Source organism: Sphingomonas sp. R647 (assembly GCF_020177055.1).
Classification (GTDB): domain Bacteria; phylum Pseudomonadota; class Alphaproteobacteria; order Sphingomonadales; family Sphingomonadaceae; genus Sphingomonas.
The window spans coordinates 628,832-644,013 of the sequence record NZ_JAIQXT010000001.1 but is presented as its reverse complement, the minus strand read 5'-3'; the positions used below and the strand labels follow the sequence as shown (position 1 = coordinate 644,013).

Annotated in this window: 14 protein-coding genes and 1 tRNA gene; 8 read left to right on the top strand and 7 right to left on the bottom strand. The window is 64.8% G+C overall.

The window, feature by feature from the left end; genetic code table 11:
- Positions 1-58: 58 nt before the first annotated feature.
- Positions 59-1,777, bottom strand: coding sequence for a 30S ribosomal protein S1 (rpsA, locus tag K9B35_RS02955; RefSeq protein ID WP_224920304.1), 1,719 nt, complete (start codon positions 1,775-1,777; stop codon positions 59-61).
- A 340-nt stretch (positions 1,778-2,117) separates the two neighbouring features.
- Between rpsA and K9B35_RS02950 the strand changes: the two genes are divergently transcribed.
- Positions 2,118-2,540, top strand: a complete 423-nt coding sequence (locus K9B35_RS02950) for an STAS/SEC14 domain-containing protein (RefSeq protein WP_224920303.1) — start codon at positions 2,118-2,120, stop codon at positions 2,538-2,540.
- Between the two features lie 150 nt (positions 2,541-2,690).
- Here the strand turns inward: K9B35_RS02950 and ald are convergent, their stop codons facing one another.
- Positions 2,691-3,797: an alanine dehydrogenase gene (gene ald, locus K9B35_RS02945; RefSeq protein ID WP_224920302.1), complete on the bottom strand. Its 1,107-nt coding sequence runs from the start codon at positions 3,795-3,797 to the stop codon at positions 2,691-2,693.
- A 139-nt stretch (positions 3,798-3,936) separates the two neighbouring features.
- On the opposite strand from ald, the gene K9B35_RS02940 reads away from it, so the two are divergent.
- From K9B35_RS02940 to K9B35_RS02920, 5 genes are all read left to right on the top strand, one after another.
- Entirely contained in the window at positions 3,937-4,407 is a 471-nt protein-coding gene (locus K9B35_RS02940; RefSeq protein ID WP_224920301.1) for an Lrp/AsnC family transcriptional regulator, read from the top strand.
- A 119-nt stretch (positions 4,408-4,526) separates the two neighbouring features.
- Positions 4,527-4,700 carry a hypothetical protein gene (locus tag K9B35_RS02935; protein ID WP_224920300.1) on the top strand — a complete coding sequence of 58 codons (174 nt, stop codon included), beginning with the start codon at positions 4,527-4,529 and terminating at the stop codon, positions 4,698-4,700.
- A 221-nt stretch (positions 4,701-4,921) separates the two neighbouring features.
- Positions 4,922-6,802, top strand: coding sequence for a potassium transporter Kup (locus K9B35_RS02930; RefSeq protein ID WP_224920501.1), 1,881 nt, complete (start codon positions 4,922-4,924; stop codon positions 6,800-6,802).
- Positions 6,799-7,326 (top strand): 2'-5' RNA ligase family protein, encoded by a 528-nt coding sequence (locus tag K9B35_RS02925; RefSeq protein WP_224920299.1) that lies wholly within the window; start codon positions 6,799-6,801, stop codon positions 7,324-7,326. Before K9B35_RS02930 ends, K9B35_RS02925 begins: the two co-directional genes overlap by 4 nt.
- Before the next feature lie 68 nt (positions 7,327-7,394).
- Positions 7,395-7,471, top strand: a tRNA-Met gene (locus K9B35_RS02920).
- 137 nt (positions 7,472-7,608) lie between these two features.
- On the opposite strand, the gene K9B35_RS02915 is transcribed toward K9B35_RS02920, so the two are convergent.
- The gene (locus tag K9B35_RS02915; RefSeq protein ID WP_224920298.1) at positions 7,609-8,397 is read right to left on the bottom strand and encodes an alpha/beta hydrolase family esterase; all 789 of its coding nucleotides are present in this window, start codon (positions 8,395-8,397) and stop codon (positions 7,609-7,611) included.
- 176 nt (positions 8,398-8,573) lie between these two features.
- Here K9B35_RS02915 and K9B35_RS02910 point away from each other — a divergent pair, with 176 nt between their 5' ends.
- Positions 8,574-10,163 carry an alpha-amylase family glycosyl hydrolase gene (locus K9B35_RS02910; protein ID WP_224920297.1) on the top strand — a complete coding sequence of 530 codons (1,590 nt, stop codon included), beginning with the start codon at positions 8,574-8,576 and terminating at the stop codon, positions 10,161-10,163.
- On the top strand, positions 10,163-11,176 hold the full coding sequence (locus K9B35_RS02905) for a glycosyltransferase family 4 protein (protein ID WP_224920296.1): 1,014 nt from the start codon (positions 10,163-10,165) through the stop codon (positions 11,174-11,176). Before K9B35_RS02910 ends, K9B35_RS02905 begins: the two co-directional genes overlap by 1 nt.
- 86 nt (positions 11,177-11,262) lie before the next feature.
- Here the strand turns inward: K9B35_RS02905 and K9B35_RS02900 are convergent, their stop codons facing one another.
- Genes K9B35_RS02900 through K9B35_RS02885 form a run of 4 tightly spaced genes read right to left on the bottom strand, consistent with a single transcriptional unit; the run spans position 11,263 to position 15,181 of the window.
- Positions 11,263-12,939, bottom strand: coding sequence for a GMC oxidoreductase (locus K9B35_RS02900; protein WP_224920295.1), 1,677 nt, complete (start codon positions 12,937-12,939; stop codon positions 11,263-11,265).
- Between the two features lie 21 nt (positions 12,940-12,960).
- On the bottom strand, positions 12,961-13,800 hold the full coding sequence (locus tag K9B35_RS02895; protein WP_224920294.1) for a sugar phosphate isomerase/epimerase family protein: 840 nt from the start codon (positions 13,798-13,800) through the stop codon (positions 12,961-12,963).
- Positions 13,800-14,360 carry a gluconate 2-dehydrogenase subunit 3 family protein gene (locus K9B35_RS02890; RefSeq protein ID WP_224920293.1) on the bottom strand — a complete coding sequence of 187 codons (561 nt, stop codon included), beginning with the start codon at positions 14,358-14,360 and terminating at the stop codon, positions 13,800-13,802. Before K9B35_RS02890 ends, K9B35_RS02895 begins: the two co-directional genes overlap by 1 nt.
- Positions 14,357-15,181, bottom strand: coding sequence for a DUF1080 domain-containing protein (locus K9B35_RS02885; RefSeq protein ID WP_224920292.1), 825 nt, complete (start codon positions 15,179-15,181; stop codon positions 14,357-14,359). Before K9B35_RS02885 ends, K9B35_RS02890 begins: the two co-directional genes overlap by 4 nt.
- Position 15,182 lies beyond the last annotated feature (1 nt).

Sequence of the window (15,182 nt, the reverse complement as noted above, 5' to 3'; positions counted from 1 at the left end):
GAAGCCGTTGAAATGATTGGAAACGGGCGGGCGCTGAACGCGCCCGCCCGCTGTCCAATTACTTCTTCTCTTCGCGCGCCTTGAGCGCTTCGCCGAGAATGTCGCCCAGCGACGCGCCCGAATCGGACGAGCCATACTGCGCAACCGCCTGCTTCTCTTCGGCGATCTGCATCGCCTTGACCGAGAAGGTCGGCTTCTTCGAACGGTCGAGGCCAGTGACCATCGCGTCGAACTTCTGGCCAACCTGGAACCGCTCCGGACGCTGCTCGTCGCGATCGCGGCCAAGGTCGGTGCGCTTGATGAAGCCGGTCACGCCATCGTCGCCCACCTGGACTTCGAGGCCCGCGTCGCGGACTTCCAGAACGGTGACCGTGACGATCTCGTTCTTGTTGACGCGCGAACCCGCACCGCCGGCAGTCGCGCCGACAGCGGCGACGCCGCCACGCTCAAGCTGCTTCATGCCGAGGCTGATGCGCTCCTTGTCGGCTTCGATCGCCAGGACGACGGCCTTGACCATCTCGCCCTTGCGGTGAAGCGCCAGCGCGTCCTCGCCCGAGATGCCCCAAGCGATGTCGGACATGTGGACCATGCCGTCGACGTCGTTGTCCAGGCCGATGAACAGGCCGAATTCGGTGGCGTTCTTGACTTCGCCCTCGACTTCGGTGCCGACTGGATGAGCAGCCGCGAAGGCTTCCCATGGGTTCTGCTGAGCCTGCTTGAGGCCGAGCGAGATGCGGCGCTTTTCCTGATCGACCTCGAGCACCATCACATCGACTTCCTGCGAGGTCGACACGATCTTGCCCGGATGGACGTTCTTCTTGGTCCAGCTCATCTCCGACACGTGGACGAGACCCTCGATGCCGGCTTCCAGCTCGACGAAGGCGCCATATTCGGTGATGTTGGTGACGCGGCCGGTCAGCTTCGCGCCGACCGGATACTTCGAACCGGCACCATCCCACGGATCGCTCTCAAGCTGCTTCATGCCGAGCGAGATGCGCTGGGTGTCGCGGTTGATGCGGATGATCTGAACCTTGACGGTGTCGCCGATGTTCAGGACTTCCGACGGGTGGTTGACGCGCTTGTAGCTGAGGTCGGTGACGTGCAGCAGGCCGTCGATGCCACCGAGGTCAACGAACGCACCGTAGTCGGTGATGTTCTTGACGACGCCGTCGATCACCTGACCTTCGGCCAGGCTCAGGATCAGGCCCGAACGCTGCTCTGCACGGTTCTCTTCGAGGACGGCGCGGCGCGAGACCACGATGTTGCCGCGCTTGCGGTCCATCTTCAGGATCTGGAACGGCTGCGGCAGGTCCATCAGCGGCTGCACGTCGCGAACCGGACGGATATCGACCTGCGAACCGGGCAGGAACGCCACGGCGCCCGACAGGTCGACGGTGAAGCCGCCCTTGACGCGGCCGAAGATGACGCCCTCGACGCGGTTGCCCTGCGAGAATTCGAGCTCCAGCGTGTCCCATGCGGCTTCGCGGCGGGCGCGGTCGCGGCTGAGCATTGCTTCGCCGTTCGCATTCTCGACACGGTCGACATAGACCTGGACTTCGTCGCCAACCTTCAGGTCAGCCTTCTGGCCCGGCGCTGCGAATTCGCGCAGCGGCACGCGGCCTTCGCTCTTGAGGCCAACGTCGATGACGGCGAGGTCATTTTCGATGCCGGTGACGGTGCCGATGACGACGCGGCCTTCAAAGCTTTCTGCGCCGCCGAGCGTAAGATCGAGAAGCGCGGCGAAATCGTCGCGCGTGGGGTTTGCCGTTGAGGCCATAAAGGAGTCAGTCCTAACTATCGTTTTTCCGGCCGGCTGGTTGGATCCAGCGGTCTTTTAGGCCGAAACGCCGCGGCGGCCGAATGCCGGTCGCGGCATCCCGCAGACGGCCGCAGGGAAGGGGGCAGACGCTCTTTCTGGAAAAGCGAAAACAGCGCCTGAGCATCAATGCTCTGCGCTTCCCTCCACAAGCACCGCTCGCAGGACGGGCGCGCCATAGACGGGGATGCCCCCAAAGGCAAGAAAATCCATCGATCCAGCGCCCGCGCCGCCGCTTACTCTTTGTTTACCGGGCACAGCCATCATGCCGACCCAATACATCCTGTGGGGGAGAGGGCGTATGGTAACGGTAACAGTGCCGGCTACGGGCGTGCAGGGGCGCGTCGTGGCGTCGATACCGGGGCAATATGAGATCGTTCGCGACGATCGCCTGGGGGTGATCCGGATCAGCTGTACGGGCCTGCGCCTCGGCGAAGAGGTCGATCGCTACCTCGCCATCCTTGAACCCATCATCGCCGATATGCGGGCCTGCCATGGCCGTGTCCGCGTCCTCGCCGATTTGCGCAACGCGCCAATCCGCACGCAGGAGGCGGCGGACCGGATGCGTGCGGGCAATCTGCGCCTTTACCGCACCGGCGACCGGATCGCGCTGATCGTCGAATCCAGCCTGCTCAAGATGCAGCTGCGTCGGACCTTGGTCGAGTATCAGAACATCTTCGTGTCGCCCAACGCAGCCGAGACCTGGGTGACGGCGGAGGTTTGAGTCAATTCAATCCTCCCCCGCCAGGGGGGGGGCGGCGCAGCTGACGGAGGGGCCGGAAGGGGTGCACGATGAAGGGGAGGACGAAGCCGTCCTCCCCCTCCGTCGCCTTCGGCGCCACCTCCCCCTGGCGGGGGAGGATTGTTAAAGGTGTCAGGCGCTCCATGCCTGGAATGGCAGGCCGAGATCGTCGGCCACCGCCTTGAACGCGATCTTGCCCTGATAGACGTTGAGGCCGTTGGCCAGATGCGGGTCGGCGGCCATTGCCTTCTCCGCGCCGAGATTGGCGAGCTTCATCACGAACGGCAGCGTGGCGTTGTTGAGCGCGAAGGTGCTGGTGCGCGCGACCGCGCCGGGCATGTTGGCGACGCAGTAGTGGATCACGCCGTCGACCTCATAGACCGGGTTCTCATGCGTGGTGGCATGGCTGGTCTCGAAACAGCCGCCCTGATCGATCGCGATGTCGACCAGCACGCTGCCGCGCTTCATCGTCTTGAGCATTTCGCGCGTCACCAGCTTCGGTGCCGCTGCGCCGGGAACCAGCACCGCGCCGATCACCAGATGTGCATTGGCCACCGCCGCGGCGATCGCCGCCTTGCTGGCATAGGCGGTCTTGATCGTGCTGCCGAAATGCATGTCCAGTTCGGCGAGGCGGGTGTTGTTGATGTCATAGATGGTGACGTCGGCGCGCAGCCCCGTCGCCATCTGCGCCGCGTTGATGCCGGAGACGCCGCCGCCGAGGATCGCGACCCGCGCCGGTGCGACGCCGGGAACGCCGCCGAGCAGGACGCCGCGGCCGCCCTGTTCCTTTTCCAGATAGTGCGCGCCGACCTGCACCGACATGCGGCCTGCGACTTCGCTCATCGGCTTAAGCAGCGGCAGGCTGCGGTCGTTCGCCGTCACCGTTTCATAGGCGATGCAGGTCGCGCCCGACTTCATCAGCCCCTCAGCCTGCGGTTTGTCGGCGGCGAGGTGGAGGTAGGTGAACAGCGCGTGGCGCGGCTCGAGCAGGGCGATCTCGCTCGGCTGCGGCTCCTTGACCTTCACGATCATGTCGCTCTGTGCGAACACTTCCGCCGGGGTCGCAACGATCCGCGCGCCGGCGGCGATATAGTCGGCGTCGCTGAAGTCGATACCCATGCCGGCATTGGTCTGCACGACGATCTCATGCCCGGCAGCCGCCAGCTCGGCGACCAGCGGCGGGGTCAGGCCCACGCGATATTCGTGGTTCTTGATTTCCTTGGGGACACCGACGCGCATGCTCACTCTCCGGACTCGTTTGATTTGACCGGATCGTAGCGCAGGATACGACCGCAAATCCCTGCAAAGTGATGCGCTGTTCAAGTCGCTGATGCACGTTTATGCCGTGATTGGCGCATTGGCGGGGATTTCGTGCAAGATGGATCGAATCGACGGAGCAATCCTGAAACTGCTCGCGCAGAACGCGCGTGCGCCGGTGAATCAGATTGCGGGAGAGGTTGGGCTGTCGCCGTCAGCGTGTACCCGGCGCATTCAGGCGCTGGAGGCGTCGGGGCATATCCAGGGCTATGCCGCACGGCTGGGGCTACGGCGGCTGGGGTATAGCGTGACCGCCTTTGTCGACATTACGCTCGGGACCGAAGTGGACGAGGACCTCGCCCGGTTCGAGGCCGCGGTCGGCCAGATCGAGGGCATCGTCGAATGTGCGCTCGTCTCTGGCGGCTATGATTATCGGCTGAAGGTACTTTGCCGCGACCTCGACGATTATGAGCGCCTGCACCGCGAAAAAATGGGACGCCTTCCCGGCGTGGTGAAGATCAGCTCCAGCTTTGTTCTTCGCTCCGTGCCGACGCGGAGCGAGGCGGATGCTTTGTTCGTTGGTGAAGGATAGCGGAACAGGGCGCGCCGAGGATCTCGGTATCTTATTTAATTCTCTTGAGTTAGAGGTCGACTGGAGCCGTCACCGACCTGCTGTGAGTGCTCTTGCTCCCAGTTCCATGGGAGCACCAAATGCCTGATTTCATTCTGATCGCCGTCATCGTGGCTGGCGTAGTCGGCTTTCTATTCAGCCGCAGATACACGCAAGCGGCCGTCTATCGTCGGCGCAGGCGCAAGGAGCGCGCCGAATATGACGCTGTGATGGAAAGCCGGCGCGCGGCTGACGAGGCCGGCCGTCCGTCATGATGGCGGGCCAGTGATCTGGGGCAACCGAGTTGATCGAGACGCCATGATGGAGCGCCAACCCGCCACCCGGTTGCCGCGTCATGCTGCACGTGCTAACCGCCCGCGCTGTTTCAACGGACAGGCAACGGTCGCATGACCTCTCGCTCCCTCGCCACGGCACGCAAGTTTCTCCTGTGAGCGAGCCCAACGGAAGCCCCGCACCGGCGGCCGACTCGACCCCCATCGACCAGCATCAGACGCATGGCCGCGAGGCCGCGCTGTGGAAGCTTGCGGTCGGTGCGATCGGCATCGTGTTCGGCGACATCGGCACCAGCCCGCTCTATGCGTTCAAGGAAACCTTTGCGGGGCATCACCCCCTTGCGCTGGACCAGGAACATATCATGGGCGTCATCAGCCTGATGTTCTGGTCGATGATGGCGGTGGTCAGCCTGAAATATGTCAGCGTCATCATGCGCGCCGACAACAAGGGGGAGGGCGGGAGCCTTGCGCTGCTCGCGCTGATCAACCGGTCGAGCGGGCAGAAGAAATGGACCGCCGGGATTGTCCTGCTTGGCGTGTTCGCGACCGCGCTATTCTATGGCGACTCGATGATCACCCCGGCGGTGTCGGTGCTGTCGGCGGTTGAGGGGATCGCGGTCGCCGCGCCCAGCTTCTCGGGCTGGATCCTGCCGATCGCAGTGGCGATCCTGGTTGCGCTGTTTTCGATCCAGCGGACGGGCACGGCGCGGGTCGGGGCGATGTTCGGCCCAATCATGCTCGGCTATTTCGCGGTCATCGCGACGCTCGGCACGCTCAGCGTGATCAAGACGCCCGAAGTGCTGTGGGCGCTGCTGCCCAGCTATGCGGTGCATTTCTTCGTCATCGACGGCTTTGCCGCGTTCCTCGCGCTTGGATCGGTGGTTCTCGCCGTGACCGGCGCGGAGGCGCTGTATGCCGATATGGGCCATTTCGGGCGGCGTCCGATCCGCGTGTCATGGCTGTGGTTTGTGCTGCCGGCGCTGATGCTCAACTATATGGGGCAGGGCGCGCTGCTGATGCGCGACGCCAGCGCGTTGCAGAGCCCGTTCTACATGCTCGCGCCGGAATATCTGCGCCTGCCGCTGGTCGGCATCGCGACGATGGCCGCGATCATCGCGTCGCAGGCGGTGATTACCGGCGCCTTCTCGGTGACGCAGCAGGGTATCCAGCTCGGCTTCATCCCGCGCCTGCGCATCAGCCATACCAGCGCGGACACCGCGGGGCAGATCTACATCCCGCTGATCAACTGGGCGCTGATGATCGCGATCATCCTGCTCGTGCTGACCTTCCAGACCTCGTCCAACCTTACTGCGGCTTATGGCATCGCGGTGACCGGGGCGATGCTGATCGATAACTTCCTGATCGCGGTCGTGCTGTTCGGCTTGTGGAAGTGGAAGAAGCGCTATGCGGTGCCGCTGCTCGCGCTCTTCTTCGTCGTCGATCTCGCCTATTTCACGGCGAACATGACCAAGGTGCCCGATGGCGGCTGGTTCCCGCTGCTGGTTGGCGTGGTGATCTTCACGCTGCTCACCACATGGGCGAAGGGCCGTCGCCTGATGGTCGAGCGGATGCGTGAGGCGGCGATGCCGATCAAGGTGTTCATCCAGTCCGCCGCCAGCTCGGCGACGCGGGTCAAGGGTACTGCGGTGTTCATGACCTCGACGCCCGAGGGCGTGCCCCACGCGCTGCTCCACAACCTCAAGCACAACAAGGTGCTGCACGAGCGGGTGGTGCTGCTGACGGTGAAGATCGCCGACCAGCCTTATGTCGATGACAAGGACCGCGTCACGCTGGACGATCTGGGGCAGGGATTCCACCGCATGAAGATCCTGTACGGGTTCATGCAGGAGGCGGATGTGCCAGCCGCGCTGCAAGCGTGCAGCACCTGTGGCGGCGCGTTTAATATGATGGACACCAGCTTCTTCCTGTCGCGCCAGACGTTGCTGCCGTCGGAATCGCCGGGGATGCGGATCTGGCGCGAGAAGCTGTTCGCGTGGATGCTGCGCAACGCCGAAAGCGCGATGGAGTTCTTCCGCCTGCCCACCAACCGCGTGGTCGAGCTGGGGAGCCAGGTCGAGATTTGAGTGAGGGTGGCCTGAAGGCGACTCCCGCCCCGATCATCGTCTCCGCGCTGTTCGGGCGGCAGGATCAGGCCGGATTCGATGCGTTGCGGCGGGAGCATTTCCCGCCCGAGCGTAACGTCCTGCCGGCGCATCTGACGCTGTTCCATCACTTGCCGCCATCGGCGCTGGACGAGCTCAAGCACCGCCTCAACGCCGCCACCCGCGGCGTGCGCGCGCCGGCTGCGCGGGCGGTGGGGTTCATGTCGCTGGGACGGGGCGTCGCGGTGAAGATCGAATCGCCCGGACTGACCGCGATCCGCCGCGATCTGAGCGAAGCCTTTGCCGGCCTGCTGACCCCGCAGGACGCGGGCGGCTGGCGGCCGCATGTGACGATCCAGAACAAGGTCGCGCCGTCGATGGCCAGGCTATTGCTGGGCGCGCTGAGCAAGGATTTTCGCGCGCGAGACGTCGAGATCGCGGGCCTTGCCGCCTACTATTACCGTGGCGGCCCGTGGGAGCCAATTTCCCGGCACATGTTCGCTTGACCGCGTCGAAATCGCTGCCTATGTGCGCCCCTCGCCCGCGCTGGACCGGCGGCGGGCCGCCTTGGTAGGGCGGAGTAGCTCAGTTGGTTAGAGCACGGGAATCATAATCCTGGGGTCGGGGGTTCAAGTCCCTCCTCCGCTACCATTCAAGTCATCGATCTTCATTGCCCGTTCGCTTTCGCACGAAGGGCGTGAGTCGCGAACGATGGGTCGCGCTCGGGGCCGGACTAATCCGTCCGACCTACGGAATACGCCGGGATCGCGACCTGCCTCAAGCCGCCGCTAGCGCATCAGACCAGCGGCGCGCAGCGCGTTCTCGATGGTCGCCCCAATGCTACCCGCCGCAAAGGCCTCGGTGCGATCCGGGGCCGATTGGTGGCTACGCGCCGCCACCGGTTGTGCGCTCTCTACGCGGTGCGCGTCCGACACGGGCGGTGCGTCCGCCGATCGCGTTGCCGCAGTCAGATCCAGCAGGCCCCAGAAGTCGGCAATGTGGCGGGTGGACGATGTACCCGCTTCCAGCATGTACGGCCCGGGAACACCGCATGCGTCCGGCCCGGCAGTGCTGAGCGGTGTTCCATGCCCTAGCCCGACAATTTCAAAAGCCTCGATGACTTCGCGGCCATCGGCGTTGTGCCAGACCCGCCGCGTGTGGCCCGACACGATGCGCCCTGGCGCTTCGACCGCGCCGTGCAGCGTGCGCCACTGCGCAACGATCAACGCGGCATTGGCTGCGCTGACCGTCTTGTCGTTGTCCCCGTGCCAGACCGAAATGCGCGGCCAGGGGCCATCGTGCGTGGATGCGGACGTCACCAGGTCGGTGAGCCTGTCGGGGGCTGGGCCGCCGTGTGCGCGCATGCGATCGAACGCTTCTGGAACGCTGTTCGCGGTACCATAAGGGAGGCCGGCGATGATCGCGCCGCCTGCGAACCGTTCGGGATAGGTGGAGCCGAAGCCGGTCAAATCCCTCAGTCGATCGACGCTGGCCGGCGCGTGTGCGTCCAAACGTCCGCGCAAGGCAGCCAGGCGGGTCAGCGTATCATTGAGGCGTCGCATAATGGCGTTCTCCAAGCCACGGCGAACGGCGGTGACCTGGGATGAACGAACACCTCGGCTGCAAGTTGCTGCGCTGCACCATCTCTTCGGGCGCAGGGTTTCGGCCAGCCCGGCATCCAGGAGCCGGGCCGAGGAACTTGGCGGCGCGTCGGTCGCTATAGCAAGTGTGCACAAGGACGTTGGGGGGGGCGATGGCAAAGCGACCATGGTGGCAGAGCGCCGTCATTTACCAGATCTATTCGCGCTCGTTTCAGGACAGCGACGGAGATGGCATCGGCGATCTCGCGGGGATCGAACGACGGCTCGACTATCTTGTCGCGCTTGGCATCGACGCGATCTGGCTCTCGCCGATCTTCCCCTCGCCGATGAAGGACTTCGGCTACGACGTCGCGGATTATTGCGCGATCGAGCCGATGTTCGGAGACCTGGCTGCTTTCGACCGCCTGCTGGCGGCGGTTCATGTCCGGGGGCTGCGCCTTATCCTCGACTTCGTGCCGAACCATAGTTCCGATCAGCATCCATGGTTCGTCGAAAGCCGCGCATCGCGCGATAACCCGAAGCGCGACTGGTATATCTGGCGCGATGCGAAGCCCGATGGGTCGCCACCGAACAACTGGATCAGCGACTTCGGCGGATCGGCATGGGAGTGGGACGCAGCGACCGGCCAATATTATCTGCACGCTTTCCTCAAGGAGCAGCCGGACCTCAACTGGCGTAACCCCGCACTCAAACGGGCGATGTTCGATGTGATGCGCTTTTGGCTGGACCGCGGCGTCGACGGGTTCCGCATCGACGTGCTGTGGCACATCATCAAAGCCGCAGACCTGCCCGACAATCCCCCAAACCCCGACTGGACGCCCGACCGTACCGAGCGCGACCGCGTGCTTCAGCTCCATTCGACCGATCAGCCCGAGGCGCACGCCATCTCGGCGGAGATGCGCGAGATCGCCGATGGCTATGGCGACCGGCTGCTGATCGGCGAGATCTTCCTGCCCAATGCGCGGCATGCGCGCTGGTACGGCACGGCTGAGCGGCCGCAGGTGCAGTTGCCCTTCAACTTCCAACTGATCGAGAATGACTGGAATGCCGGTCAGCTGCGCGCGCTTATCGCGGACTATGAATCGTCGCTGCCCCCGCATGGCTGGCCCAATTGGGTGATCGGAAGCCATGACGCACCGCGCATTGCGGGGCGCATCGGCGAGGCGCAGGCGCGCGTCGCGGCGATGCTGTTGCTTACCCTACGCGGCACGCCGACGCTGTATCAGGGCGACGAGCTTGGCATCGGCCGGGTCGACATTCCCCCGGACCGGATCCGCGATCCGCAGCATGTGCGCCAGCCGCAGCTCGATATCGGGCGGGATCGATCGCGTACGCCGTTCCCATGGGATGACAGCCCCTATGCGGGTTTCAGCACCAGCGAACCCTGGCTGCCGCTCAACTCCGACTGGCCGACGCGCAACGTTTCGACGCAGCGCGACCAGCCCGGGTCGATGCTCTCCCTCTATCGCAACCTGCTCGCGCTGCGCAGGGCCCATGCCGCGCTCGCGACCGGCGACATCGCGCTGCATGAAACGACGGGCGACCTGCTGGCTTATGACCGGATAGACGGGCGCCGACGCCTGCTGGTCGCGCTCAACCTCGGCGACGGGCCCGTCGCTATTCCCCGCTCCGGTAACCGCGACCCGGGGCGATGCCTGCTGTCGACGCTCGGATCGCATGAGATGGACGGCACGCTCCAACCCCACGAAGGCGCGATCTTCCAAATGCAGGACGACGGTTGATGCGCATCGCAATGCTGGCCCCGATCGCCTGGCGCACGCCACCGCGCCACTATGGTCCGTGGGAGCTGGTCACCAGTCTGTTGACCGAAGCACTGGTGGCGCGCGGGGTCGACGTGACCCTGTTCGCGACGCGCGACAGCATCACCACCGCCAAGCTCGATGGAGTCGTTCCGGCGGCGTATAACGAGGACCCGTCGATCGACGCCAAAGTGTGGGAGCTCCGGCACCTGGCGCATCTGTTTGAGCGCGCCGACGCGTTCGATATCATCCACAACCAGGCGGATTTCCCGGCGCACGCCTTTGCGAACCTGACGCCGACACCGATCGTGACCACAATCCACGGTTTTTCGTCCGATCGCATTCTGCCGATGTACGCCCCCTATCAGGACCATGTGCACTATGTCGCGATTAGTGATGCAGACCGGCACCCGGACCTGCGCTATGCTGCTACGATTCATCACGGCATCCCGATGGACGCGTTCCCGCTGAACCTGGTGGGTGGCGACGACCTGCTCTTTTTCGGCCGGATTCACCCCGACAAGGGCGCGGCCGAGGCGATTGCCGCAGCGCGCGTGAGCGGCATCCCGCTGCACATGTACGGCATCATCCAGGACGAGGGCTATCATCGCGATCGGGTGATGCCGCAGGTCGACGGGGCCGCGATTCACTATCACGGCGCGGTCGGCGGCGAGCAGCGTGTGGCGGCGCTAGGCAATGCGCGCGCGCTGCTTCACCTGATCAACTTTGACGAACCCTTCGGGCTTTCGGTGATCGAGGCGATGGCGTGCGGCACGCCTGTCATAGCGGTGCGTCGCGGATCGATGCCTGAACTGATCGAGGACGGCGTAACCGGATTCCTCGTTGATACGGTGGACGAGGCGGTTGCAGCGATCGCCCGCATAGGCGAACTCGACCGCGCCACGGTGCGCGAACGCGTACAGACGCGCTTCTCCGTCGAGCAGATGGCCGATGCGTATATCAGGCTGTACCGGCGCATATTGGGATCGTCGTGAGAACGGTTGACCGCCTAGATGCTCAAAAGCGCCTCCACAGGTCCGCACGATACACGCACGCGTAGCGCGTTGATCTGGTTCACCCTTCAGATCACCCCGGCCTTCAGCTGCTTGACCGCATGATCGGCCGCGCGCGCCGTCAGCGCCATGAAGGTCAGCGACGGGTTCACGCACGACACCGACGCCATCTGCGCGCCATCGGTGACGAACAGGTTGGCCGCGTCATGCGCCTGGCTCCATTTGTTGAGCACCGCGTGGCGCGGGTCATGGCCCATGCGCGCGCCGCCCATTTCGTGGATCGCATCGCCGGGTACATGCTCGCCGCGCCAGCTGTGCACGTTGCGCAGGCCGGCGGCCTTGAGCATCTTCTCACCTTCGATCCGCGCGTCATCCATCATGCGGATTTCATTGTCGCGGAAGCGGACATCGAAGCGCATCAGCGGGACGCCGAACCGGTCGAGCTTGTCGGCATGCAGGCTGACGCGGTTATCCTCATAGGGCAGGCATTCGCCGAACGCGCCCATGGCGAATTTCCACGGGCCATAGTCGCGCATCCCCTGCTTCATCGACGCGCCGAAGCCCTTGGGCGGGGCGGGCTCGCGCCGCGCGCTGCCCTGAAAGCCATAGCCGCGCCGGAAGCCGATGCCCTCTTCGACGCCGACATTGCGGAAGCGCGGGATGTAAACGCCGCCGGGCCGCCGACCATATTCGATAAACTCGCTGAACCCCGGAATGTCACCCGCAGCACCGACGCGGAAAATATGGTCCATGACATAGCGGCCGAGCGTGCCGCTGCTGTCGAAATGGCTCTTGCCGCTGCCCGGCGCGCGCGAGTTCATCAGGATCTGGGTCGATGCCATCGCCGAGGCGCACAGGAACACCATTCGCGCCGGGATCACCTCGACCTGTTTGGTCTTCGCATCGACCACGCGCACGCTGGTCACCCGCCGGCGCGGCGCATCATATTCGAGGCTGGTGACCACCGAATCCGGGCGCAGCGTCAACCGCCCGGTGGCGCGCGCGGCGGGCAGCGTCACCGCCTGGGTCGAGAAATAGGCGCCGAACGAGCAGCCGCGGCCGCACTGGTTACGATACTGGCATTTACTGCGCCCCTGATCGGGCTTGTCCTCGGTCATGTTGGACAGGCGCGACGGGATCAACTTGCGTCCCGGCGAACTCGCTTCGAGCTTTTCCTTCAGCCATTTCTCCGCGACGTTCATCTGCATCGGCGGCTGGAACAGGCTGTCGGGGAGCTGGGGCAGGTTTTCGCGCGACCCCGATACGCCGACAACGGCCTCCACATAATCATACCAGGGCGCGAGATCGTCGTAGCGGATCGGCCAGTCGATCCCGACATTCTCCTTCTTGTTCGCCTCGAAATCCTCCGGGCTCCAGCGGAAGCTCCACCGCCCCCAGATCAGCGATTTGCCGCCAACCGCGCCGGGGCGGATCCAGTAGAATTTGTCGCCCTCGCCATAGGCATAGGGGTTCAGCCGGTCGTTATTGTAAAATTTCTGGCTGGATGGCGCGATATAGCCGTTCTTCGCGATGAAATAATCGCTGTCGATCAGATGCTTGGGCATCATGTCGCGCGCGGGGATCTCGAACGGCGCCTTGCCGTCATAGTCGTAATTCTCGCCATGCTCGACCATCACGCCGCGGTCGAGCATGAGGACGCGCAGGCCCTTTTCGGTCAATTCCTTCGCCGCCCATCCGCCGCTCACCCCAGAGCCGATGACGATCGCGTCGAACATGTCGGCCATGCCGATCCCCCCTAAATCCGGTTACGCGCCGATCCGGCGCAAATGGTCGAAACTGGCCTTGATGTCGGGCAGATAGGGCGCGGGCGCCTGATCATTCTCGACATAGAGATGCTGGACGCCGGCCTGGCTGTTGAGTGCGAAGATGTCGGCGAAATCGACCGTGCCGGCACCGACGCTGACCATCCGGCCGTCAGCGGTGCGATCCTTGACGTGATAGGCATAGATGCGACCGGGCAGGCGCCTGATGAGTGCCTTGGGATCTTCGCCTGCAGCGACGGCCCAGAACAGGTCGAGCTCGATCTTGACCAACGCGGGATTGCCGTCCGCGACCAGCATATCGAACAGGCTGCGGCCGTCTGGCGCCTTCACGGTGAACTCGAAATCGTGGTTGTGATAGGCAAAGCCGAGCCCGGCCTGTTTGAGTTGTCCCGCCCAGCGGTTGAAATCGCCGATCGCGCGCTGAAACACCTGCGGGTCGCGCATCGCCGGGGTCAGCCAGGGCAGGACGATCGTGTCGGCCCCCAGCGTGTTCGCCATTCTGACCACCGCACCCAGATCGGCCGCCAGCGCCTCATAGCCGACATGGATCGACGGGCATTTCAGGCTGAGCCGGTCCATCGCCTTGCGCAGCGCGGTATGGTCCATCTTGTCATAGCCGCCGCCGCCATATTCGACCTCGCGATAGCCGATCGCCGCGACCTTCTCGAGCGTGCCGATCGGGTCGGGGGCGAACAGTTCGCGCACCGTGTAGAGCTGAAGCCCGATCGGTCGCGCCGGGCTGACCCGCGCCATCAACGGGGCGGCCGCGACGGCGGTCGCGAGCGCGGCGCCGCCCGCCAGCCATTGGCGTCGATCGATCATCATGAGGAAAACACCTTCGTGCCGGGGGAATAACGGTGCGCGCCGTCATATCTTCCCGGGACCGGGAGATAGTCGCGCTCCTGCGTGATGCCGATTTCGGACGTGAAATAGCCGGTGATGACCAGTTGCCGGAACTTGTCGAAGAAGCTCAGGCCGCCGGGAATCTTGTCCTCCATCGCCAGCGTGAGCAGCGCGTCCTGCTGTTCAGGCGTGGTCTTGACCGCTGGCAGTTGGAAGTCCGCCTGACTGCGCGCCTCGATCGCGTCGAGCCCGGCGAGGATCGGCTTGCGCTCTTCGGGCATCGCCCAATCGGCGAGCATCTTCTCGATGAACTCCGGCACGCCGGCGGCAATCGCGCCGGGCGTGTCGGTGGTCGGCATGATGCGTTCGCTGAGCGCGCTCATCAGCGCGCGCTGGTCCGCGCTGAACACCGGCGCGCTCGGCGGGCCATCGCTGATCGGCGTCACCTGCGCCGCCGCAGCACGTGCGATCGGCGCGAACAGGGTAGTCCCGAACATCGCCGCCATCCCGGCCAGCGCATCGCGTCGATCCAGTCTCATTTTACCTCACCCTGATGGTCGTGGCTCGCGGCCGCTTCGGGGAGCGGGCGCACCCAGATGTTGCGGAACGACACCGGCGAATTGTGATCCTGAAGCTGGATCGGCGCGGCATCGCCATGCGCCTGATACTTCGCCACCTGCCGCCATACGGTGGTGCCGAGCCAGGGCTGACGGTTCTGCACCAGCACGCCGTTGAGAAACGCAGTGATATAGGCCGGGCGCAGCAGCTTGCCGTCGGCGGCAAAGCGCGGGCGTTCAAAGACGATGTCGTAGCTCTGCCATTCGCCGGGGGGGCGCGACGGGTTCACCAGCGGCGGCTTCGCCCCGTAAATCGCGCCGACCGTGCCATCGGCATAGGTCGGGTTGTTATAGCCATCGAGGATCTGGATCTCGTAGCGCTGCATGAACCAGATGCCGCTATTGCCGCGGTCCTGCGAGCTTTTCTCGGGCGGGTTGGGCGAGCGGAATTCAAGGTGAAGCTGGACGTCGCCGAAGCTCTGCTTGCTGACCAGCGCATTCTCGCCCCCGCCGCCCGCGCGCGGGCGCGACGTGACCGCACCATCGGCCAGCGTCCACGGCGTGTGCTGCGGCTGCCAAGCGTTGAGGTCGCTGCCGCTGAACAAGACGACCGCATCCGACGGCGCGCCGCCCGGCTGCGCGGCAGGCGTCACGATAGTGGGATGCGGACGATCCGCATCATGCACCTTCCAGCTGGTGCTGGGAATCACGGGAGTATCGCGGAAGCCGGGCTTCTCTTGCGCCGGGGCCGAACCGCTCGCCGCTGCCAGTGCCAGCGCCGCAATGGGCAGAGTGAGTTTCACG

Bases quoted from the DNA above. Each gene is read 5' to 3' on its own strand.
- K9B35_RS02895 (WP_224920294.1), bottom strand. From the start codon at position 13,800: ATGATCGATCGACGCCAATGGCTGGCGGGCGGCGCCGCGCTCGCGACC.
- K9B35_RS02950 (WP_224920303.1), top strand. From the start codon at position 2,118: ATGGTAACGGTAACAGTGCCGGCTACGGGCGTGCAGGGGCGCGTCGTG.
- K9B35_RS02890 (WP_224920293.1), bottom strand. From the start codon at position 14,360: ATGAGACTGGATCGACGCGATGCGCTGGCCGGGATGGCGGCGATGTTC.
- K9B35_RS02905 (WP_224920296.1), top strand. From the start codon at position 10,163: ATGCGCATCGCAATGCTGGCCCCGATCGCCTGGCGCACGCCACCGCGC.
- rpsA (WP_224920304.1), bottom strand. From the start codon at position 1,777: ATGGCCTCAACGGCAAACCCCACGCGCGACGATTTCGCCGCGCTTCTC.
- K9B35_RS02935 (WP_224920300.1), top strand. From the start codon at position 4,527: ATGCCTGATTTCATTCTGATCGCCGTCATCGTGGCTGGCGTAGTCGGC.
- K9B35_RS02910 (WP_224920297.1), top strand. From the start codon at position 8,574: ATGGCAAAGCGACCATGGTGGCAGAGCGCCGTCATTTACCAGATCTAT.
- K9B35_RS02900 (WP_224920295.1), bottom strand. From the start codon at position 12,939: ATGGCCGACATGTTCGACGCGATCGTCATCGGCTCTGGGGTGAGCGGC.
- K9B35_RS02940 (WP_224920301.1), top strand. From the start codon at position 3,937: ATGGATCGAATCGACGGAGCAATCCTGAAACTGCTCGCGCAGAACGCG.
- ald (WP_224920302.1), bottom strand. From the start codon at position 3,797: ATGCGCGTCGGTGTCCCCAAGGAAATCAAGAACCACGAATATCGCGTG.